Genomic DNA, 21,843 nt, shown 5'->3' on the forward strand with positions numbered 1-21,843 from the left:
GTGGGCGGCCTTGCTGTTGCGCCCCGCATACTTCGATGGTGAAGGGAATAAGACTTCGCCCTCAGCGGTATCCCCGGTGCCGGCGGCCAGGCACCGGGTAGGCTGGAATTACCTACCCGGGGTTGATTGCCAGCTTCGGGTTCTTGCGTTGCCTGCCCTGAAGGAGATACCCCCGCAATGAGCCTGAACGGACTGCGCGCCGCCCTGGCCGAGGACCCGTCCTACGCCCGCCTTCGGGCGCACGCCGCGCGTCCGCCCGCCAAGCGCAGCCAGGATCTGGAGATCGGCGCGCCGCAGGGTATGCGGGCAGCGTTGCTGGCGGAAATGGTGGACGGGCTGGCAGAAGCGCACGACGGCGCCGCGGGGGACACTGCCGGCGCACCCGTAGTCCTCGCCGTCACTGCCACGGGCCGTGAAGCGGAGGACCTCGCCGCCGCGCTGCGCTCCTACCTGCCGCTGGCCGGCATCGAGGAGTTCCCCAGCTGGGAAACCCTGCCGCACGAACGCCTCTCTCCCCGCTCGGACACGGTAGGCCGCCGGCTCTCCGTCCTCCGCCGCCTTGCGCACCCGGAGAACGATCCGGTGCAGATCGTCGTCGCACCGGTCCGCGCCGTGGTGCAGCCCCTGGTCAAAGGGTTGGGCGACCTGCAGCCGGTCTCCCTGGCGGTAGGGGATGAGCGGCCCTTTGACGACGTGGTCAAAGCGCTCGCCGACGCCGCCTACGCCCGGGTGGACATGGTCTCCCACCGCGGTGAGTTCGCCGTGCGCGGCGGCATCCTTGACGTTTTCCCGCCCACGGACGACCACCCCATCCGCATCGACTTCTTCGGCGACGAAGTGGAGTCCATGCGCTGGTTCGCCGTCGCCGATCAGCGCACCCTTACCGGCGAGCACGTTATCCATCCCAAGGAGCTCTACGCCCCGCCGTGCCGCGAACTGCTGATCACCCCGGATGTGATGAGCCGCGCCGCGAAACTGCAGGGCCAGATGCCGGCCGCCGCGGACATGCTGGAGAAGATCGCCGGAGGCATCGCCGTCGAAGGCATGGAATCCCTGGCCCCGGTGCTGGTGGATGAAATGGTGCCGCTGATGGCGCAGCTGCCGCCGGGGTCCATCTCCGTGGTGATTGAACCCGAGAAGGTCCGCGCCCGCGCCCACGACCTTGAATCCACCAACGAGGAGTTCCTCGCCGCCGCCTGGGCCACAGCGTCCGACGGCGGTGCGGCGCCCGTTGATCTCTCCGCCGGGCTGAGCGCTGATCTGGAAGCTGCCAGCTTCCGCTCCCTGACGGACACCCGCTCCGCGGCCCTGGCCAACGACGTCGCGTGGTGGGCCATCACGTCCTTCAACCCGGACGCGGAGACCGTGCTGGACATCGACACCCTGTCCATCAACGCCCGCGAACCGCGCGGCTACAAGGGCGACGTTGTAGAGATGATGGACTTCATCGGCTCCCGGATTAAGGACCAGTGGCGCCTCGTCGTTGTCACCGAAGGTCCCGGACCGGCGTCCCGGCTGGCCGAACTGTTCCACGACAATGACATTCCCGCCGCCCGCGTGGAGTCCCTGGACTCCGAACCGCAGCCGGGCATCATCGAGATCACCACCGCCAGCGCCGGGCGCGGCTTCGTCTTCGACAACCTGAAGACCGGGCTGCTGACCGAAGCGGACCTGCTGGGCCGGGCGAGCACCTACTCCACCCGGGACATGCGCAAGATGCCCTCCCGCCGGCGCAACGCCGTCGACCCCCTGCAGCTGCAGGAGGGCGATTACGTGGTGCACGAACAGCACGGCGTGGGCCGGTTCGTGGAGCTGCTGCAGCGCGCCACCGGCGCCGGAGTGAACAAGACCGTCCGCGAATACCTGGTGCTCGAATACGCGCCGTCCAAGCGCGGGGCGCCGGGGGACCGGCTGTTTGTGCCCACCGACCAGCTGGACCAGATCACCCGCTACGTGGGCGGGGAAACCCCGGTGCTGTCCAAGATGGGCGGCTCGGACTGGGCCAAGACCAAGTCCAAGGCCCGCAAGGCCGTCAAGGAAATCGCCGGTGAACTGATCCGGCTCTACTCGGCGCGGATGGCGTCCAAGGGCCACGCGTTCGGGCAGGACACCCCGTGGCAGCGTGAGCTGGAAGAGGCGTTCCCGTATGTGGAGACCCCGGACCAGCTGACCACCATCAACGAGGTCAAGGCGGACATGGAGCGCGAAGTTCCGATGGACCGCCTGGTCTCCGGCGACGTCGGCTACGGCAAGACCGAGATCGCCGTGCGCGCTGCGTTCAAGGCCGTGCAGGACGGCAAGCAGGTGGCGGTGCTGGTGCCGACGACGCTGCTCGCCCAGCAGCACATGGAAACCTTTTCCGAACGGTTCTCCGGTTTCCCGGTCCGCGTCGCCACGCTTTCCCGCTTCCAGACGGCCAAGCAGGCCAAGGAAGTGATCGAGGGTGTGCGCAACGGGTCCGTGGACGTCATCATCGGCACGCACCGGCTGCTCTCACAGGAGGTCCAGTTCAAGGACCTGGGACTGGTAATCGTTGATGAGGAGCAGCGCTTCGGCGTCGAACACAAGGAAGCGCTGAAGAAGCTGCGCACCAACGTGGACGTGCTGGCCATGAGTGCCACCCCGATTCCGCGAACCCTGGAAATGTCGCTGACCGGCATCCGGGAGACCTCCACGCTGGCCACTCCGCCGGAAGAGCGGCACCCGGTGCTAACTTACGTTGGCCCGTACACGGACAAGCAGGCCTCGGCAGCGATTCGCCGCGAACTGATGCGCGAAGGCCAGGTCTTCTTCGTCCACAACCGGGTCTCCTCGATCGACCGGACCGCCGCGCACCTGCAGGAGCTGGTCCCGGAGGCGCGCATCGCCGTCGCGCACGGCCAGATGAGCGAAGCGAAGCTTGAGCAGATCATCGTGGACTTCTGGGAAAAGCGCTTCGACGTGCTGGTGTGCACTACCATCATCGAAACCGGCCTGGACATCTCCAACGCCAACACCCTGATCGTGGACCGGGCGGACCACTTTGGCCTCTCCCAGCTGCACCAGCTGCGCGGACGTGTGGGCCGCGGCCGGGAACGGGCATACGCGTACTTCCTCTACCCGTCAGAGAAGCCGCTGGGCGAGGTGGCGCTGGAACGGCTCAAGGCCGTCGCTGCGCACAACGAACTCGGTGCCGGCATGCAGCTGGCCATGAAGGACCTCGAAATCCGCGGTGCCGGCAATCTGCTGGGCGGGGAGCAGTCCGGGCACATTGCCGGCGTCGGCTTCGACCTCTACATCCGGCTGGTCGGCGAAGCTGTGGCGGACTTCCGCGGCGAGGCCGAGGAGAAGGCTGCCGAGATGAAGATCGAGCTGCCGGTCAACGCGCACCTGCCGCACGACTACGTGCCGGGGGAGCGGCTGCGGCTGGAGGCCTACCGCAAGCTGGCTTCGGCGCTGACCAACGAGGCGATCGACGAAGTCCTGGCCGAGCTGGTGGACCGCTACGGCGAGCCGCCGCAGGAAGTGAAGAACCTGATCGACGTCGCCCGGTTCCGGGTGGATGCCCGCGCCGCCGGCCTGACAGACGTCGCGCTGCAGGGCAACTTCATCAAGTTCTCCCCGGGCGACCTGCCTGAATCCCGGATCATGCGCCTGCAGCGGATGTACCCGGGCTCGCAGGTGAAGCCGGCGCTGAACGCGATCCTGATTCCGAAGCCCAAGACTGCGAAGATCGGCGGCCGGGACCTGCAGGATGCCGAGATGCTGCAGTGGGCGCACCAGGTGCTGGACGCGATCTTCAAGGAATAGGGTCCAGCGGATTGTAGGGTCGGGGGATGCCGGACGCGATCTTCTCCCATCCCAGGCTTGCCCGGGTGTACGACGCCCTCGGAGGCGGCCGCAGCGACCTCGACACGTATCTTGGCCTGGCCTCTGAGCCCGGCGTGAATGCCGTGCTCGACGTCGGCTGTGGAACGGGGACGCTCGCCTGCCTGCTCGCTGCGAAGGGGGTGGAAGTGCTGGGTGTGGATCCGGCGTCGGCTTCCGTTGACGTTGCCCGCGCCAAACCGGGAACCGGTGCCGTGAGGTGGGTGGTGGGAACAGCGCCGGACGCTGCGGCTGACCCGGCGAACCACCAGCGGTTTGACCTCGCCACCATGACGGCGAACGTCGCCCAGGTTTTCCTGTCCGACGCCGACTGGATTCGGACGCTGCGTTCCATTCACACCTGCCTCCGGCCGGGAGGGATGCTTGCTTTCGAAACCCGGAACCCGGCGGACCGGGCCTGGGAAAGGTGGACGAAGGAACGTTCCTATCAGGTGGTCGACGCCGGGGCCGAAGGATTGGTCGAGGACTGGGTCGAGGTCACCGGCGTCGACGGCGAGCTGGTGAGCTTCGAGTCGCCCACCATTTTCCAATCCGACGGGGAAAGGCTGGACTCCACCAGCACCCTGCGCTTCCGCAACCGGGATGCGCTGCGGTCCAGCCTGGCGGAGGCTGGATTCGGGGAAGTGGAGATCCGGGATCTGCCCTACGCTCCAACACGCGGATGGCTGGTCCTGGCCCAGGCCTGAACCGGGGCACGTGCTCAGGGTGTTCCCTCATCCGGCTCCGGTACACCACGGCGGACACAGAAAGGCGGGCAGGGTAACAACCGGAAATCCGCCCCGGATCCCGAGGACAGCATGGGCGAGGTCTATGTCCCGGCCGTCGACCCACGGTACCAGCGACACGGCGTCGGGCGGGCTCTGCTGGAGCACTCGTTCGCCAGGTCCCGGCACGCTGGAATGGCGATGGTTATGGTGGAAACCGGCGACGACGGCGGTCACGCCCCGGCGCGGCTGGCCTACGAAGCCATGGGCTTCGAATGCTGGCCCGTGGCGCGCTATTTCAAGGACCTCGGCCGCTGAGGGTGCTCCACACCAGGACTCTGGGGACCTTCGGGGAGGCGCCCGTCGCGCGGCATCCCCACAACCTTCGGGCAGGTAACGTCCTTTAGGAAGTGTTCCCTCGATCCTTCGGGCAGTTGACGTCGCTTTGAGAGCTTCAAAACGACGTCAACTGCCCGAGAGATATGCGGAAGGTGCCCAGAGCAGCGTTATCTCCCCGAAGGTTGGACGGCGGAGCCCAGGAACGTTCGCGCCCGGGCCCCGGCAGATCAGCTCAGGAGATACCGCGGCAGCCCGCAGCCCCCTGCAGCCCGCAGCCCTCCGAAGCGCGGCAGCCCGCAGCGGCAGCCCGCAGCCCTCCGCAGCCGACAGCCCGCAGCCCGCAGCCGGCAGCCCGCAGCCCGCAGCCCGCAAACCGCACACCAGGATGAGCGTGCCTCCTTCGGGAGGGGGAATCAGGCCGAAGGAGGCACGCGGTTTTTGCGGGAAGCGGGCTAGGAGTCGAACCCCATCCCCACGGCATCCATCAGCTTCAGCCACGGACCCCGTTTGCCCTGCCGGCGGTCCGAGCGGACCATGGCAGCAGTCGTGATCTTCACGCCCAGCCAGGCAACAGGTTCCGGCGGGAACGGGATCGGAAGCTTGCGCACCAGCTCCAGCGACGTCCGCCGGGTCTGCACTCCGGAGAGTAAATCCAGCAGCACATTCGCGGCAAACCGGCTGGCGCCCACACCCAGGCCGGTGAATCCGGCGGCGTAGGCCACCCGTCCGCCATACGCCTTCATAAAGAAGGAGAAGAAGCGGCTGCAGGTATCGATCGCCCCGCCCCACTTGTGGCTGAAGGTGATGCCTTCCAGCTGCGGGAACGTCGCAAGGAAATGCGCAGCCAGACGGCGGAAGGATTCCTCGCTCTGCTCATACTCCGGCTTCATGCTGCGGCCGTAGTGGTAGGGCGCGTCGTAGCCGCCGAACAGGATGCGGTTGTCTTCGGTGAGCCGGTAGTAGTGGAACCGGTTGGAAACGTCATCCAGTCCCTGCCGCCGGGTCCAGCCGATGGATTCAAGCTGCTCCTCGGTCAGCGGCTCGGTCATCAGGGCGTAGTCGTAGACCGGCACAGTGTGCAGGCGCGCCCGGCGCAGCAGCGACGGAAACACGTTCGTCGCCAGGGCAACTTTCGCCCCGGAGACTGAGCCGCCGTCGGTCTCCACCTCCACACCGTGCCTGGACTTGGCCAGGGACCGAACGGGGGAGTGCTCGAAAATCCGTACGCCCAGCTCCAGGCAGGCGCGCTTCAGGCCCCAGGCCAGCTTGGCCGGATCCACCAGCGCGCTGCCCTTTTTGTTCCAGGCCCCGGCCAGGTACAGCGGGGACTTCACCTCGGACTGGACCTGCTCCCGGTCAAAGAACTCGACGCCGTCATGGCCGGCTTCCTCGCGCAGCCACTGGACCTGGTGCGGGTCGGTGGCCAGTGCCAGGGTGCCGTTCCACTGGAAGTCGCAGTCGATCCCGTAACGCTGGATCGCCTGGGCAAACTCGGCGAGGTTCTCGTCTCCCATGTCCTTGAGCAGGTCCACCTCCTGGGGCAGGTGCTTGACCCCGTTGCTGTAGCCGTGGGTCAGGCTCGCAGAGACAAAACCGCCGTTGCGGCCCGACGCCGCCCAGCCGACTTCCCGGCCCTCCAGCAGCACGACTGAGGCCGATGGATCCCGTTCCTTGGCCAGCAGCGCCGTCCACAGTCCGGTGTATCCGCCACCGACTACAACGAGGTCCGCTGAGATCCGGGAATCCAGCGGGGGCAGGGGCGCAGGGCGTTCGGGGCGGTCCAGCCAGTACGGAGCCGGTGCCGCCCCGGCAAGGGCAGCGGTGACGGTGGCGGCCGGGATGCGCTGCTCGGCCAGCTCATAGGTGGTTGGGGTGGTGCGTGGCACGGTATCTGCTTTCGTTCGGTAGTGGTTCGCAGTTGCTGGCAGGACCGGATTAGGCCGGACGGTAGCCCGTGGTTTCCGGCGGCACCGCGTGGCGGATCATCAGGTGGCGGGTCACCGAGTAGTCCAGCAGCGGCTCGATGCTCATGTCCTTGCCGAAGCCGGAGCCCTTCACGCCGCCGTGCGGTGCCTCCGAGGCGAGCGGCAGGTGGTCGTTGATCCAGGTGACGCCCACCTCCAGCTGGTGGCTGACGCGGATGGCACGCCCGACGTCGGCGGTCCAGACTGAGGACGCCAGCCCGTAGGCGCTGTCGTTGGCCAGCGCAACGGCGTCGTCCTCCGTGTCGAACGGGAGGGCAACGAGCACCGGTCCGAAGATTTCACCCTGCACCAGCTCCGAGGACTGCGCAGCGCCCACCACCAGGGTCGGCGGGAAGTAGAAGCCGGGTCCCTCCAGGGGCGAGCCGCCTTCAAGCGCCTGGGCGCCGGAGTCGACCGCCCGCTGCACAAACCCGGCAACCTTCTCCCGGTGCGCGGCGGAGATCAGCGGGCCGATGTGCGTGGCGGGATCGTGCGGGTCGCCGATGTTGATGCCCTTCAGCTCCGCGCGCAGGGCCGCTACGGCGTCGTCGAAGATGCTGCGGTGGATGTAGACGCGGGTGGCAGCGGTGCAGTCCTGTCCGGTGTTGTAGGTGGCACCGAGAGCGACGGCGCGGGCCATCTGGGGGATGTCTGCGTCGGCGAAGACCAGCGCGGGGGCCTTGCCGCCGAGCTCCAGGTGCACGCGCTTGACGTCCTTGACCGCTCCCTGCATCACGGCCCGCCCGGTAGCGGTGGATCCGGTCACGGAGACCATGTCCACCCCGCGGTGGGACGCCAGCGCAGAGCCGATGTCCCCGCCGCCGGTCACAACGTTCAGGACGCCGGCGGGCAGCCCGGCACCGGCGGCAAGCTCGGCCAGCCGCAGGGTGGACCCCGGAGTCAGCGGAGCGGGCTTGAGGATCACAGTGTTGCCCGCGGCAAGTGCCGGGCCGGCCTTCCACAGTGCCATGATCAGCGGGAAGTTCCACGGCGTGATGCCGGCGACCACACCCACCGGACGGCGGACCATCATAGAGGTGTAGCCGTCAGAGAACATGCCGGCTCCGGTGCCGTCCACGGAGCGCGCAGCTCCGGCGAAGAAGCGCAGGTTGTCCGCCCCGAACGGAATCTCCCCGTCCAGCACCGTGGTCCAGGGCTTGCCGCCCTCCGTGACTTCGCGTTCGGTGAGCGCTTCGGCGTCCTCTTCGAGCGCGTCGGCGAGCTTCAGCAGCACACGGGCACGCTGGCCCGGGGTCTGCGCGGCCCAGCCGGCAGCGGCGTCGCGGGCGGCAGCGACGGCGGAATCGACGTCGTTCACGGTTGAGGAGGTGAGGGTGCCCGAGACCTCGCCGGTGGCGGGATTAATGAGTTCCTGCACTTCGCCGGCGGAGTCGCGGTAGTCGTTGGAGATAAAAGTTCCGGATGCCATGGTGGTTCCTTGCATTGGTGGTGATTTGGTGATGTGGTGCGGGTCAGTGTGAGGCGGCAACGTTTTCAAGCGCTGTGGCCGCTGCGGACAAGCCGTCGGCGGCGCGGATCCGTTCCCCGGCTGCACGGCAGCGGGCCTGGAGGTCCGTATCATTCAGCAGCTCGGCGACCGTGCCCAGCAGTTCTTCCGGCGTGCAGGTGTAGGTGTCCAGCCGCCGGCCGTAGCCGGATTCGTGGACGCGCTGGGCGTTGTCGTACTGGTCCCAGAACAGCGGCAGCAGGATCATCGGCTTGCCGAAATGCAGGGCTTCGGTGGTGGTGTTGTTCCCGCCGTGGGTGATCACCAGGTCCACCAGGGGAATGATGCGGGTCTGCGGCAGGAACTCCGAACCCCACATGTTCTCTGCGAGGGTGATTTCATCATGGCGCGGGCCCTTGGAAACAATGAAGTTGTACTCCGTCGCGGCTCCGAGGATGTCCACGGTGCGCTGCATCAGTTCGACGTCGGCACCGCCCAGGGAGCCCAGGCTGAAGTAGATCAGCGGCTTGGACGCATCCAGGAAGTGTTCGGGCAGTTCGACCGCGGACTCGGTCTCGCGGACGGCCGAGTCCACCCGGGTCCAGTTCCCGTCCAGCGGGCGGCTGCCGGTGTAGTCGAGTTCTTCCGGATAGACGTAGATGTTGTGCACGCCGGAGTGGATGAACTCAAGGCGCGGCAGCGCCGGAGCGCCCTGGTCCTGGACCCAGGCGTTGAAGTCCTCCCAGAGATCCTTGTGGGTGCGTTCGTATTCGGCACGGTATTCCGCCCAGGCACCCTCGTCATCCTTGCCCAGCCCGGAATAGGCCGGGGCGATGCCGGGGCCGGGCACCTCCAGCGGATTGCAGGAGACGATCCGCACGAAGGGCTTGCCGGCGGTGACCAGTGCAGGAAATGCCACCACGTTATCCTCGATGATTACATCGGGATTTACTTCCGCAATTATCCGGCGCAATTCCGGTTCGCAGTACTTTGCGCCGTCAATGGCACCTTCCCAGATGGGCCGGATAACCGTTTCCGCCTGCTCAAGCGTCGATTTCCGGAATTCCGGGGAGATGGCTTTGATGTATTCCTTCCAGAAGTCACCGGCACCGGCGTCCTCGTCCGCCGGCGGGGCGAAGTCCACCAGTGCTTCCTCGAAGCCCAGCGGGGCCAGCTTGCCGCGCCAGGAGGATTCCGCCGCGAACACAACGCGGTGTCCGCGCTTGAGAAGTTCATTGCCGATGCCAATGCAGTTATTGGTGGGGCCGTAGGCGCTTTCCGGCATGAAAAGAAAAGTCCGTGAATTTGTCAATGGGTGCCTCCTGGAAACAGCGGGTGATGGAAATTACTTTTTGCAGGTTGGATAATTCCGGGTGATGTGCCTTATTGTGGTGAATCTGCAAACGAGGAAGGTTTCACATGGCACGCCCGAAGAACCAGACCGCACGCCGCAGCGAAATTGTGGCGGCCGCACAGCGGGCGGTTGCCAAGCACGGACCCGACGGTGCTCGGCTGAACCGTGTTGCGGAGGAAGCCGGGCTGACCAGCGGAGCGGTGCTGTACTACTACCCGAACCTCGACGACCTGATCCTCGAAGCCAACCGGGAAGTCATGGAACGCTTCTACGAGGGCCGGGTGCAGATGCTCGCGTCCATGCCGGATGATCCGGGCACCAGGCTGCTGGCGCTGATCCGTTCCGGGCTGCCGTCCGGGCCGGACGACGTCCAGGTGGCCATGCTGTGTGCCCTCGGCGGGTCCGCTGCCAACCATCCGGTCACCGCGAGCCTGCTGACCACCCTCTACGAGCGGCAGGTGGGTATGTACCAGGTGGTCCTGGAACAGGGAGCAGCCCGCGGGGAGTTCCATCTGGCGCAGGATGCGCTGACCGTGGCCCGGAACCTGGTGGCCCTGGAAGACGCCTACGGCTACCGGATCATTGCCCGCCACCCCAGCATCGATTCCGAAACTGCTGCCGCGCTGATCGCTGACTACGCGAGGATCGCAACCGGTCATGAGCTGACAGTTTCCTGAGCGGCTCCCCGGGCATCGCCCTGCGTGGCTCCGGCCGCAGCGGCCGCCGCTCCGGCGTCGCGGTCATCCGCCACGGCAACCGTGCGTGCCGCATCCAGCACCAGTCCCACCCGGGAACCGCGCTCCGGAACCTGCACTGCCCGCACGTTGGCGGTGAAGGGCGCCCGCAGCCCCGGGACCTGCACGGAAACCGTGGACGTGCCGCCGAGGAAGAACGTGTCCACCACGGTTCCCTCCAGAGTGCCGGAACCGGCAGGAGCCAGTGACACATCCTCAGGACGTACGACGGCGGTTGCCGGGCTTCCGGCGGGCAGCTGGTGCTCCACTGCCACCACCAGGCCTGAGCCCAGGCTGATGCCCCCGGCGACGGCGGTTCCGTCCAGCAGGTTGGCGGTGCCGATGAAATCGGCCACGAACCGGGTGCGGGGAGCGGCATAGAGCGTAACGGGGGTGTCCACCTGTTCCAGCCGTCCGGCGTTGAGCACTGCAACCCGGTCCGCCATGGACATGGCTTCCTCCTGGTCATGCGTGACCACCACGAACGTCATGCCTGCCTCGTGCTGCAGGCGCTTGAGTTCCAGCTGCATTTCCGCCCGGACCTTGCGGTCCAGCGCGGAGAGCGGCTCATCCAGCAGCAGCAGGCGCGGCCGCTTGACGATCGCGCGTGCCAGGGCAACCCGCTGCCGCTGACCGCCGGAGAGCTGGCCCGGCCGGCGTTTGGCGAACTTGGTCAGGCCGATGGTCTCCAGGACTTCGCCGACCCGCTGGCGTACTTCTGTTTTGGCGGTGCCTTCTGCCTCCAGCCCGTAGGCCACGTTCTTCTCCACGCTGAGGTGGGGGAACAGTGCATAGGACTGGAACATCATGTTCACCGGGCGTCGGTGGGCCGGGAGCCGGGTCAGCGGTTCGCCGTCGAGCAGGATCTCTCCTTCGGCAGGAGTCTCGAAGCCGGCAATCGAGCGCAGCAGCGTGCTCTTGCCGCAGCCGGAAGGTCCCAGCAGGGCAAAGAACTCGTTGCCGGCAATGTCCAGGTCAATCCCGTGCAGGGCCTGGACGGCACCGTAGCTGTGGCTGAGTCCGCGCAGCTGAAGCAGCGGCTGGGGACCGGGAACGGGGGCAGGTCCGGTGGTCATAGTGAATCCGCAATCTTGGTCAGTCGCTGCGTGCCGAGGACCGCAAGGACGGTCAGACCGAGCAGCATGGTGGCGAGGGCATTGATCTCGGGGGAGACGCCGAAGCGCACCATCGAGTAGATGTTGATGGGCAGGGTGGAGACGGTGGGGCTGGTGGTGAAGAAGGCGATCACGAATTCATCCAGGGACAGGGTGAAGGCCAGCAGCCCGCCGGAAATGATCGCCGGTCCCAGCTGCGGAACCGTCACCTTCAGCAGGGTCCGCGCCGGGGAAGCGCCCAGGTCCCGGGAAGCTTCCTCCAGGGACGGGTCCACCTGGGCCAGCCGGGCCAGGACGATCGCGGTGACAAAGGCCATCGCGAATACTGTGTGCGCCAGGATCACCGAGACCAGGCCCAGGGTGAAGTTCAGCAGCGTGAAGAGGCTGAGGAGCCCGATGGCAAGCAGCAGGTCCGGCAGCATGGCCGGGGCAATGGCAATCGCGCGGATCAGCCCGCCGCTGGTATAGCGGTGGATTCCGACGGCGGTCAGGGTACCCAGCACCGTGGCCAGGACTGCCGCTGCCGCGGCCACCACCAGGGTGTTGCCCAGGGACGCGAGGATCTCCGGGGAGCGGAAGACCTCTGCGTACCACTTCAGCGAGAACCCGGACCAGGAGAAGAGGTTGGACGAGGCGTTGAAGGACATGGCCGTGACCACGAAGATCGGCAGGTACAGGAACGCGATGGCCGCCCAGAACGGGACCCTCAGGTGCCAGGCCTTACCTTGCTGCGCGCCGCGGCGTCGTACCATGCTCACTGCTGCCGGACGGGTGCCCGGCGCGGCTGCGGTGGTGCTCATGCGCCCGCCTTCCGTGGGGTCTTGCCTTCGCTGACGGCGCGGGATGCGCGCTGCTGCAGCACGAGCAGCAGCACCAGGAACGCGGTCATGACCAGCGCCAGGGCTGCGCCGAACGGCCAGTCGCGTGCCTTCAGGAACTGGTCGCGGATGAGGTTGCCGATCAGGACGGTCTTACCGCCGCCGATCAGTTCCGGAATGATGAAGTTGCCCATCGCCGGGACGAACACGAAGATGCAGCCGGTCAGGGCGCCCGGGGCGGACAGCGGCAGGGTGACCGTCCGGAAGACCCGGAACGGGGAAGATCCCAGGTTGGTTGCCGCTTCGGTCAGCTGCGGGTCCTGCGAGGACAGGGAGGCGTACAGCGGCAGGATCATCAGCGGCAGGTACATGTACACCAGCCCGACGACGACGGCCGGTTCGGTATAGAGCATCGCCACCGGTTCGCTGGTGATGCCCAGCCACTGCAGCCCCTGGTTGATCCAGCCGGCATTGTTCAGCAGCAGGATCCAGGCATAGGTGCGGATCAGGAAGTTGGTCCAGAACGGGAGCAAGACGGCGATGAGTGCCAGCGTGCGCCAGCGCTTGGGCAGGCGTGCGATGAACAGGGCCGCCGGGTAGCCGATCAGCAGGGCAATGGCGGTGGCGGCACCGGCAATCAGGATGGACTTCAGCACCACGCCCAGGTACAGCGGGTCCGCCAGGCGGACGAAGTTCTCCAGGGTGAAGTTGTATTCGACGCCGCCAAACCGTCCGCGCTCAAAGAACGCGTAAACGGTGACCAGCGCAACGGGCAGGACGGCCAGCACAAACAGGAACACGACGCCGGGCCCGAGGATTGGGAGCCCGGCGAGCCTCCGGCGCCAGGCGGCGCCGGAGGCTGCGGAGCGGGTAACAGGCACGGAGAGCTACTTCGCGGAGATTTCCGTGGCCAGGCGTGTGTATTCGGTGCTGTAGTCACCGAGGTCAACAATCACTTCCTGCTCAGCCAGCTCGGCAGGGGTCACGGTCAGGTTCGGGTAGGTGGCAAGCAGTTCCGCGTCCAGTGCCTCCATGGCGGCCTTGTTCGGGACCTTGTAGAGGATGTTTTCGGCTGCCCAGGAGTGAACCTCCGGCTCCAGTACGTAGTTCAGGAACGCCATGGCGGCTTCCTTGTTCTGCGAGGACTTCAGTACGGTCATGGTGTCCACCCAAAGGTCACTGCCTTCCTCGGGAACCGTGAACTTGATGTTCGGATCCTCGGCAATGCCGTAGTTGCACCAGCCGTCCCAGGCCTCGGTCAGCACGGCTTCGCCGGTGACGAGCTTGGAGTAGAAGGTGGTGTCATCGAAGGACAGCAGGGTGGGCTTGGTGGCGGTGAGCTGCTCCTTCACGGCTGCCAGCTCGTCCGGGTTGTCGGAGTTAACCGAGTAGCCCAGCGCCTTCAGCGCCGGCAATGCCATCCAGCGTTCAGTGGAGAGCATGGTGGTCTTCCCGGATGCTTCGGCTGACGGTTCCAGCAGATCCTTCCAGGACGTAGGCTCCGCCGGGAGCAGATCCGAGCGGTAGCAGAGCCCGGTGGTTCCCCAGGTATAGGGCAGGGAGAAGGTGTTGCCGTCGTCGTAAGCCATTTCCATGGCCTCGGGATAGAGGTTCTCAATGTTGGGAATCAGGGAGTGGTCAAGTTCCTGGAGCATTCCGCCTTCATTGAGGGCCTGGGCGTACTGGCCGGAGACGAAGGCGACGTCGATTCCGGAGTCACCGCCGGCAGTCAGCTTCGCCATGATCTCTTCGTTCGTGGCGTGGTGGACAATCTGGACGGGCACGCCCGTCTCCGCTTCGAAAGTCTCGGCGAGGTCCTCGGGGTAGTAGTCGGCCCAGATGCCTACTACAAGTTTCTGCTGGCTGATGTCGGCTTCGGGATCCAGGTCCGAAGACCCGCTTCCTCCGCCGCAAGCCGACAGGGCAAAGACCGCTGATGCTGCAACTGCGGTCCGGGTAATGCGCTGGAAACTCACGATGGCTCCTACTCTGCGCGCTATGGCGTGGATCACACTCCGGGTGGGTGGTGAGATGATCTTTGCACTAGAGTTCAAGGAATACAACGGTTGTTTTCAGGTGTAACAAGCATTTAACAATCGGTTCTTGAATCTAAGTTCAAGGAATGTGAAGGTGGATTCATGGACGAAGTGCGGGCCGGTCACGGCTCTTTGCGGCTGGAGACGGACGGCGCCCTGACGGCCCTGGATGCTGCCGGCCTCCCCGCCGCCGCCGGATCAGGCCTCGCCGCGGACCTCACGCACGCCGTCCTTTCCGGCAGCCCGGACGCGCTTAAAGCCTCCGTGGGGGAACTTCACGTGGTGCGTACGGCACTGGCCGCGGGGGAGTGCCTGGAGGAAACTCCGGTGCCGGTGGATATGACCAACCTGTCCGTGGTGGTTGGCGGGGACAAGATCATCAAGCTGGTGCGCCAGTGGAGCGGTGCCGACCGTTCCGCCCGGCTGCTGGCCCGGCTGGCGGATGCAGGCGTGGACTCGGTGCCTGGCTATTACGGTTCCCTCGACTGGGAGCATCCTGAGCACGGACGCGGCACCCTGGCACTTCTCAGTGCCGTAATTCCCGACGCCGGTGACGGCTGGACCTGGGCTGTGGACGACGTCGTAGCCTGGTTCCGCGGGGGAAAGGCACCGGAGTTTCCTGCTGCCCTGGGGCGCCTGGCGGCGGAAGTGCACGCGGCACTGCTTGCCGGCGGGGCACATCCCGCACCCGGCGCGGCAGAAGTACGCGCCCGCGCCGACGGTGTGCTGGACGTGGCGCTTGCCCTCACCGGCGGCGACGCCGGAATCCGTCTGTCGAACCGCGCAGGCAGGATCCGGGAGCAGCTGGCAGCTGTTCCGGAAACCGCTGCGCCGGCGTTCGACCTGCATGGCGACCTGCACGTGGGGCAGGTGCTGCGCTCCGGCGAACAGTATTGGCTCTTGGATTTCGACGGCGATCCGCAGCTGCCCAACGCCGAACGTGACCGTCCGGACAGTGCAGCCCGCGACGTCGCACATCTGGCCGCCAGCCTGGAAATGGTTGCCTCTGTGGCGGCCAAGCGGCTGCAGGCGGCGGACGAAGCGTCCCTCGGGCGGCTCTATGGCTGGGCAGATGAAGCCAGCGTGCAGCTCACGGGGGCCTACCAGCTGGCCGCCGCGGAGGCGGGGTTGCCGGACCTGCTGGATGAAGCGATGCTTCCAGGCCTGATCGCCGAGCAGCTGCTGCGTGAACTGATTTACGCCCACCGTTTCCTGCCGCGCTGGCAGTACGCCGCGGACGGCGCCATAACCCACCGATTCGCCCGGGATTCGGCCCGTGCACCAAGGACAAAGGAGCCCGCATGGACACCTCCCGCTTTATAGAGGACCTGCAGCAGGTCCCGGACTACCTGGGCCGTATGGCTCCCCTGCTCGACGGCGGTTACCCGGGCTTGGCGGAGCTGCCGCCGGCCGGGCGGATCCTGATTCTGGGAATGGGCTCCAGCGCCTACGCCGCCGCCACGGCTGCTCGGAAGGCACGGGCGGACGGGCTCAACGTGCAGGTGGAACTGGCCAGCACGGAGCTGCTGCCCGCACCGGCGCCGGATCTGCTGGTCGTTGCTGTATCTGCCACCGGAACCAGTGTGGAGGTGCTTGCGGCGGCGGAACGCTACCGCGGCAGCGGCGGACTGGTAGCAGTGACCAACAAGCCCGATTCAGCCCTGGCCGAGATGGCCGATTACACGGTGCTGATGAATGCGGGGGACGAGGTCTCCGGGATCTCCTGCCGCAACTTCCGGCATTCGCTCCTGGTGATAGCTGCGATTCTGGAGCGCTACGGTGCGTCCTACGGTGTGCTCTCCGAAGCCGCGTCAGGTGCGGCTGCCGGCACGCAGTCGCTGCTGGAGCGTGCGGACGAGTGGCTGCCCGAGGTGTCCCGGGCCCTGCAGGGGCCGGACGGCACCTTCCTGCTGGCCCCGGCGGAAAGGTTCTCCAGTGCAGCCCAGGGGTCACTGATGATCCGCGAAGTTCCGCGCAGGCCTGCATTCGGCAGCGAAACCGGTGACTGGTCCCACGTGGACGTCTACCTTTCCAAGACCCTGGATTATCGGGCCCTGCTGTTCAACGGCTCGCGGTGGGACCAGCAGGCACTGGACTGGATGGTGCCCCGCGGGGCGAGCATCGTCGCCGTCGGCGGAAGTTTCCCGGAAGCATCCGTGTCGGTGACGTATCCCGGCCAGGAGCAGTGGCTGGTCTCCGCACTGGTGGAGACCTTGGTACCGGAGCTCGTTGCCTGGGACTGGTACGTGACCGACCCAGGGTTTTCCTGGAGCGCTTGGTTGTCCCGGGAAGCTGCGCAGTAGCGGGGCAGGCAGCACGGAGCGCAGTCGTCGCAGGAGGGCACCAGGCTCGTCCGGTGCCGGATCCGGCCGGATTATGTCTGGATGGCGATCGCGAACACCACGGCCGCGGCCAGCACAAGGGCAGCGATCGTGGAGTAGGAAATTCGGGTAAACCGCAACTGGCGGGTGCGTTCTGCCCGCCATTCCCTGCGCGTCAATGTTGTGCTCATGCGGACGACTTTAAGAACGTGCCGGACTAATTGCTAAGAGTACTTACTACTTGTTTTCTGCAGGTTGGTACCTATTTGCGCGCTGGAATCGCAGCTGTCGCCAAAACGGAAAACTGCCCGTCAGAACTGTGTCTGACGGGCAGTTTTCATTCACGTTTACGTCCCGGCAAAGCTCCGCAGGGGCGCGAATATGAGGTTACTCGTTGTGGGACTGGCCCTCTGCAAGCTCCACGGTGGTGTCCGAGCGGCCCATCATGAACGGGACGAGGTACACGAGGGTGCCGACGACGAGGCAGACGACCATCGGCCAGACTACGTCGAGGGTGAGCCAGTTCAGGGCGTAAATCGAGGCGAGGAAGAGCCCGAAGAAGACGATGAAGGTGACGAGGTTCGAGACCAGGTGTCCTTCGCCCGAGTGGGTGGGCTGCTTGGCCTTGGTTCGTGCCATGGGGAGTTTCTCCGTTTCAAAAAGTTTCTCGCGGCGGACGGATCAGTAACCGGACCCGCCGTTACCACCCTTAACAATAGCGATTCCGGAGCTAGCTCCAATTCGCGTGGCGCCCGCGTCGATCATTGCGAGGGCATCTTCGCGGCTGCGGACGCCGCCGGAAGCCTTTACTCCCAAGTCAGGGCCAACAGTACGGCGCATCAGTGCGACGTCCTCAACGGTTGCCCCGCCGCCGTTGAATCCGGTGGACGTCTTCACAAAGTCGGCTCCCGCGGCTACGGCAGCTTCGCAGGCAAGGACCTTCTGCTCATCAGTAAGCAGTGAGGTTTCGATGATGACCTTCAGGATGCTGCCTGCCTCGTGCACGGCGTCGGCGACGGCGGCGATATCCCGGACCAGGGTTTCCCGGTCTCCACGGCGTGCAGCTGCGATATCGATGACCATGTCGATCTCGTCTGCTCCGTCCTGGAGCGCGCCCTGCGCTTCAAAGACCTTGACTTCAGTGGTGGTTGCCCCGAGGGGGAAGCCGATGACCGAGCAGGTGTCGACTCCGGAGTCCTTCAGGGCTGTGTGGACGGTTGAGACCCAGAGCGGGTTTACACAGACGGACTTGAATCCGTACTGGGCTGCTTCTTCGCAGACCCGCAGGATGTCCTCGCGTGAAGCTTCGGGCTTCAGCAGGGTGTGGTCAATGTAGGAGGCGAGGTCAGCGGTGGACTGATTCTCTTGAGGCGCGGCGTTCGTGGGCATAGCGGTCCTTTCCAAACTGGTCTTCCAGTCTCCCATATGACGCCTTGCGCACAGGCCCGCGATGGGCGGCAAGGTTACTTGGGCAGTTAAGTAAGAAAAGCCGGGCGATGATCCATTTCGGAATCGCCGCCCGGCCTCATCTCAACGACTTAGTTCGGCCACCAGCCAACTAGCGGCGATACAACACTGCCACCGTTGCCGTTCCCGAAGGACGGAGCCGCATTTGCGGGTGCTGCTACGCCAACGGCCGTGACGGCAGCTGCGAGAAGAAGGGATGCCCCCAGTTTCTTCATTTCGTACTCCTATGAATGTGTCGCCGAGTTGCTGACAAGGAAAAACTATACCTACGATTCGTGGCTTTTGTGCCGTAGATTGGGAATTGAGGATATCTTGTGGAGGAGCCAAGCGGCTCGTAGTGTCTTGGAACGTAACGTTGGACCTGACTGCCCTAGCATGCGCACAATCGAATAACTCGCGTTCGCGACACGTAGTCCGACATACAGAGAAAGTTCCGTGGCTTTGAATGACAAGTGACTTCATCCTGAATGAGTACAAGGCCCGGCAAATGTGGGAACGGCGGGAATACTCTTCAGCCATGGCAGCCGCCAAGACAGCGGCTGAATCGGCTGCCCTGCGGAATGATGACGCAGGATGGTGGCGGATGATGTTCCTGTACGGGGAATGCCAGCTTGAACTGGGATTTATGGATGGATGCGCTGAGACAGCACGGTTGCTGGCGGACCATCCAGTGGCCCAAAACGCCCCGGAAGTCGCCGGGAAAGCTAAGGCTCTTATGTCGCTGGGGCTTCAGGGCATGGGGCTTTTGCCAGAGGCTCTTGTCGTTGCCCGGTCTGCGGCGTTGGATTCGCCAGAGGCCGGTATGGGAGGACGCGGACGGATTGAGGCGCAGCAGGCGCTGGTCGCGGTTCTTAGCGAGAGCGGGCACTTGGAAGACGCTTGGCATGAGGCGCAAACTCTCGCACAGATGGTCGGTGATGAGGCAGTTCTGGAGAAAGCTGGGAAGGCCTACTGGTCTATCGGAAACGTTGCATTCCTGGCAGGCATGGAGCGGGAGGGAACGTATTACCACGGTCTTGCTGCCTCTAGTCTCTCCCCAAGCAACGACGTGAACCTCTGGGCGTTGTTCAACAAGGCATCTGCGTTCATGAGATTGACCGCCAACCTGGTCGAGCCCGAGACCCTGCAGTGCATTGAACGGGCAGAAATGGCGCTTTCTATTACGGGAGGGACGCGTCAGGATGAACTGGATATTGAAGTCATCCGTGCTTACTGGAGTTACCTGACGGGGGACATCGCGGCAGCCAGACGTCAAATGTCAGCCGTACTCGACGAGTCTGCCGCCCTCTCACCTCTAAGCCATGGAGATGCCCGGCTGCTTTTCGCGCGAATAATTGCCGACGACGGTGACCTTCATGCGTCGGTCGACCATGCCACAACAAGTGCCGAAATCTTTGGTAAGGCCGGGGCCGTAGCCAGGGAAGAACTAGCCAGGGAATTTGGCCGCCAGGTTCGTGCCAGAGCCGAGCAGAGGGCGGGACGTGCCGCTTCGTCTTTGGGACATGGTGTCATGGGACAAGAAATCGACCATTGATTGTCCTCGATTTTAGGGATAGCTAAGGTAGCTTTGGGTTTTGGGGGGAAACATGGGAAAGCATCGAGTTTTATCTATAGGGCAAAAGGCGGAGCTTTTCGCCTTGCATGCCGAGCGGCGACAGGTTGGTGGGGGACGGCATGACGTTGGTGGATAGTGCTGTACCGATACCGGACGAGACTGCTACAGCAGCGGACGACTGCGTTTCAGAACCCAGGGAGAGCCACGCAGAGGTCTACCAGGACGACGGACACGTAACCATCGTCCTGCCGGCCGGCGAAGTCATAACCGGAGGCATCGCAGCCCAGGCTGCCAAGGAGTTCGAAGGGCTGGCCGGAACCGGATTCAGCCCGCTGCTGCTTGAGCTGACCGGGGTCGAATCACTGACGCGCACCGCCCGGAAGATCTTCGGCGCGGCACGCAATGCCTCTGCTGTTGCCGTAGTTGGCTCATCGCAGGTTGACCGGGTCATTGCGAACTTCCTGCTCGGGGGTGACTTGCCGCCCTGTCCCACCAGGTATTTTTCCTCGAAGAGTGACGCGCTGAACTGGCTCAGGGGCAAGGCGCGATGACGGAACCCGAACCGGGGGACACACGGCTCCAGCAGGTTGTGGATGGCATCGTCAGGATCGCTGCGGGCGATCTGAGTACAAGGATTCGTACCTCACCGAGGCGTGACGACGTTGATGCTGTCATCACCGGGATCAACCTCCTTGCCGAGGAACTGAATTCTGTATACCAGGAGTTCGAAGACAGGGTTGAAACCCGGACCCGGGAGCTGGAAGCCGCGCACCGGCAAATGCAGCGCATGGCCATGAGCGATGCGCTGACGGGAACAGCGAACCGAACGGCCCTGATGCACGAGCTGGCAGTGGCCCTGCTGGCCGCAGACGGCGGCGACAAGCGTCCGGCGGTGCTGATGATCGACTTGGACGAGTTCAAGGACATCAATGACAGCTTCGGCCACCAGACCGGAGACCAGGTGCTGGTGGAGGTCGCGCGCAGGATCCGCTGGGCGGTCCGCCGTGGGGACACCGTGGCCAGGCTTGGCGGTGACGAGTTCGCCGTCCTGCTCCCCGAAACAGGCCTGACGACCGCCATGAGCGTCGCCGCGCGCATCCAGGAAGCGCTGGGGGAGTGCATCCGGGTGGAAGAAATCGATGTCTGGCCGCACGCCAGCATTGGTGTCCACGCGGCCCTGCCGGGTGAGAGCGCCGAGGACATCATGGTGCGCGCGGACACCGCTATGTATTCTGCCAAGGACTCAGGCCGCAGCCAGAGCAAGGCCTTTGAACCGGTCATGCTGTACTCCCGCCAACTTCGCCGGGACATGGCCGCAGAGCTCCGCGAGGGCGTGGGGCGCAGCGAGCTCTTCCTTGATTATCAGCCCGTGGTTGAACTCGCGACGGGCCGGATGACCGGCGTTGAAGCCCTGGTCCGCTGGCGGCATCCGGAACGCGGGCTGATCATGCCCGACGATTTCATCCCCATTGCCGAGGAGACAGGCATCATCCTGGACATGGGCAGGTGGGTCCTGCGCGCTGCGCTGGAACAGCTTGCCCGCTGGGAAGATGAACTGGTCCTCGACGAGGACTTTAAGGTCAGGGTCAACCTGTCAGCCATGGAGCTGCAGCGGCTGGATCTCATCGACCACGTTCGGCAGACGCTGGCCGAAACCAGGATCGCCCCCTCGAGACTGGTCATCGAAATCACCGAGAGCGCGTTTGTCAGCGGCGGTGATGTGGAGATGTACTCGCTCAAGTCCTTGAACGCACTTGGAGTCGGGATCGAGATAGACGATTTCGGCACCGGATACTCATCCATCAGTTATCTGCGCAGGCTTCCGGTCCATACGGTGAAGGTGGACCGCAGCCTCATCCGCGACATCAGCGCTGATCCTGGACAGCGCCGTTTCGTCGACGCCGTCCATGGACTCATCCAGGCAGCCGGAATGGAAGCCGTCTTCGAGGGGATCGAGACCCTGGACCAGGCCGCCGATCTCCTGGTCCTCGGCTGCCGGAACGGGCAGGGCTACTACTTCAGCAGGCCATTAACCGGGCAACAGGTCGCGGCGATAATCACCGCGGGAACGACGCTGCCCCTGGTTGACTCGGCAATAGCTGCAGGGGAATAGCGAACACCG

At 65.1% G+C, this 21,843-nt stretch carries 19 protein-coding genes; 9 read left to right on the forward strand and 10 right to left on the reverse strand.

What is annotated here, in order from left to right:
• Positions 1-177 precede the first annotated feature (177 nt).
• From mfd to FYJ28_RS07705, 3 genes are all read left to right on the forward strand, one after another.
• The gene (mfd, locus tag FYJ28_RS07695; RefSeq protein ID WP_154578902.1) at positions 178-3,789 is read left to right on the forward strand and encodes a transcription-repair coupling factor; all 3,612 of its coding nucleotides are present in this window, start codon (positions 178-180) and stop codon (positions 3,787-3,789) included.
• 26 nt (positions 3,790-3,815) lie between these two features.
• Entirely contained in the window at positions 3,816-4,553 is a 738-nt protein-coding gene (locus FYJ28_RS07700) for a class I SAM-dependent methyltransferase (protein ID WP_154578903.1), read from the forward strand.
• A gap of 111 nt (positions 4,554-4,664) precedes the next feature.
• Positions 4,665-4,889 carry a GNAT family N-acetyltransferase gene (locus FYJ28_RS07705; protein ID WP_154578904.1) on the forward strand — a complete coding sequence of 75 codons (225 nt, stop codon included), beginning with the start codon at positions 4,665-4,667 and terminating at the stop codon, positions 4,887-4,889.
• Positions 4,890-5,362: 473 nt separating this feature from the next.
• Here FYJ28_RS07705 and FYJ28_RS07715 read toward each other — a convergent pair whose 3' ends face one another.
• Genes FYJ28_RS07715 through FYJ28_RS07725 form a run of 3 tightly spaced genes read right to left on the reverse strand, consistent with a single transcriptional unit; the run spans position 5,363 to position 9,606 of the window.
• Positions 5,363-6,796: an NAD(P)/FAD-dependent oxidoreductase gene (locus tag FYJ28_RS07715; RefSeq protein ID WP_326831588.1), complete on the reverse strand. Its 1,434-nt coding sequence runs from the start codon at positions 6,794-6,796 to the stop codon at positions 5,363-5,365.
• 49 nt (positions 6,797-6,845) lie between these two features.
• Complete coding sequence (locus FYJ28_RS07720; RefSeq protein ID WP_154578906.1) at positions 6,846-8,303, reverse strand: aminobutyraldehyde dehydrogenase; 1,458 nt, start codon at positions 8,301-8,303, stop codon at positions 6,846-6,848.
• Positions 8,304-8,346: 43 nt separating this feature from the next.
• On the reverse strand, positions 8,347-9,606 hold the full coding sequence (locus FYJ28_RS07725; RefSeq protein WP_154578907.1) for a nucleotide disphospho-sugar-binding domain-containing protein: 1,260 nt from the start codon (positions 9,604-9,606) through the stop codon (positions 8,347-8,349).
• 134 nt (positions 9,607-9,740) lie between these two features.
• Here FYJ28_RS07725 and FYJ28_RS07730 point away from each other — a divergent pair, with 134 nt between their 5' ends.
• On the forward strand, positions 9,741-10,352 hold the full coding sequence (locus tag FYJ28_RS07730) for a TetR/AcrR family transcriptional regulator (RefSeq protein ID WP_055240320.1): 612 nt from the start codon (positions 9,741-9,743) through the stop codon (positions 10,350-10,352).
• On the opposite strand, the gene FYJ28_RS07735 is transcribed toward FYJ28_RS07730, so the two are convergent.
• Genes FYJ28_RS07735 through FYJ28_RS07750 form a run of 4 tightly spaced genes read right to left on the reverse strand, consistent with a single transcriptional unit; the run spans position 10,331 to position 14,318 of the window.
• Positions 10,331-11,485, reverse strand: coding sequence for an ABC transporter ATP-binding protein (locus FYJ28_RS07735; protein ID WP_154578908.1), 1,155 nt, complete (start codon positions 11,483-11,485; stop codon positions 10,331-10,333). The two genes, FYJ28_RS07730 and FYJ28_RS07735, sit on opposite strands and share 22 nt — an antisense overlap.
• Positions 11,482-12,324: an ABC transporter permease gene (locus FYJ28_RS07740; protein WP_229780336.1), complete on the reverse strand. Its 843-nt coding sequence runs from the start codon at positions 12,322-12,324 to the stop codon at positions 11,482-11,484. The genes FYJ28_RS07735 and FYJ28_RS07740 overlap by 4 nt, the downstream gene beginning before the upstream one ends.
• Positions 12,321-13,223 (reverse strand): ABC transporter permease, encoded by a 903-nt coding sequence (locus tag FYJ28_RS07745; RefSeq protein WP_326831589.1) that lies wholly within the window; start codon positions 13,221-13,223, stop codon positions 12,321-12,323. Before FYJ28_RS07745 ends, FYJ28_RS07740 begins: the two co-directional genes overlap by 4 nt.
• 6 nt (positions 13,224-13,229) lie before the next feature.
• Complete coding sequence (locus FYJ28_RS07750; RefSeq protein ID WP_082413424.1) at positions 13,230-14,318, reverse strand: polyamine ABC transporter substrate-binding protein; 1,089 nt, start codon at positions 14,316-14,318, stop codon at positions 13,230-13,232.
• A 162-nt stretch (positions 14,319-14,480) separates the two neighbouring features.
• On the opposite strand from FYJ28_RS07750, the gene FYJ28_RS07755 reads away from it, so the two are divergent.
• On the forward strand, positions 14,481-15,701 hold the full coding sequence (locus FYJ28_RS07755) for a hypothetical protein (RefSeq protein WP_154578909.1): 1,221 nt from the start codon (positions 14,481-14,483) through the stop codon (positions 15,699-15,701).
• On the forward strand, positions 15,680-16,681 hold the full coding sequence (locus FYJ28_RS07760) for an SIS domain-containing protein (RefSeq protein WP_154578910.1): 1,002 nt from the start codon (positions 15,680-15,682) through the stop codon (positions 16,679-16,681). The genes FYJ28_RS07755 and FYJ28_RS07760 overlap by 22 nt, the downstream gene beginning before the upstream one ends.
• A gap of 71 nt (positions 16,682-16,752) precedes the next feature.
• Here FYJ28_RS07760 and FYJ28_RS07765 read toward each other — a convergent pair whose 3' ends face one another.
• The 3 genes from FYJ28_RS07765 to deoC form a co-directional block, all read right to left on the reverse strand.
• A complete protein-coding gene (locus tag FYJ28_RS07765) occupies positions 16,753-16,890 on the reverse strand; it encodes a hypothetical protein (RefSeq protein ID WP_154578911.1) in 138 nt (45 codons plus the stop codon).
• A 196-nt stretch (positions 16,891-17,086) separates the two neighbouring features.
• Positions 17,087-17,338, reverse strand: coding sequence for a hypothetical protein (locus tag FYJ28_RS07770; RefSeq protein WP_055240323.1), 252 nt, complete (start codon positions 17,336-17,338; stop codon positions 17,087-17,089).
• Between the two features lie 42 nt (positions 17,339-17,380).
• Complete coding sequence (gene deoC, locus FYJ28_RS07775) at positions 17,381-18,088, reverse strand: deoxyribose-phosphate aldolase (protein ID WP_055240324.1); 708 nt, start codon at positions 18,086-18,088, stop codon at positions 17,381-17,383.
• 523 nt (positions 18,089-18,611) lie between these two features.
• Between deoC and FYJ28_RS07780 the strand changes: the two genes are divergently transcribed.
• From FYJ28_RS07780 to FYJ28_RS07790, 3 genes are all read left to right on the forward strand, one after another.
• Positions 18,612-19,700 (forward strand): hypothetical protein, encoded by a 1,089-nt coding sequence (locus FYJ28_RS07780; protein ID WP_154578912.1) that lies wholly within the window; start codon positions 18,612-18,614, stop codon positions 19,698-19,700.
• A 140-nt stretch (positions 19,701-19,840) separates the two neighbouring features.
• Positions 19,841-20,272 (forward strand): DUF7793 family protein, encoded by a 432-nt coding sequence (locus FYJ28_RS07785; protein WP_152969903.1) that lies wholly within the window; start codon positions 19,841-19,843, stop codon positions 20,270-20,272.
• A complete protein-coding gene (locus FYJ28_RS07790) occupies positions 20,269-21,834 on the forward strand; it encodes a putative bifunctional diguanylate cyclase/phosphodiesterase (protein ID WP_055240327.1) in 1,566 nt (521 codons plus the stop codon). Before FYJ28_RS07785 ends, FYJ28_RS07790 begins: the two co-directional genes overlap by 4 nt.
• Positions 21,835-21,843: the final 9 nt, after the last annotated feature.

The organism is Arthrobacter sp. BL-252-APC-1A, assembly GCF_009696625.1.
Lineage (GTDB): Bacteria > Actinomycetota > Actinomycetes > Actinomycetales > Micrococcaceae > Arthrobacter_B.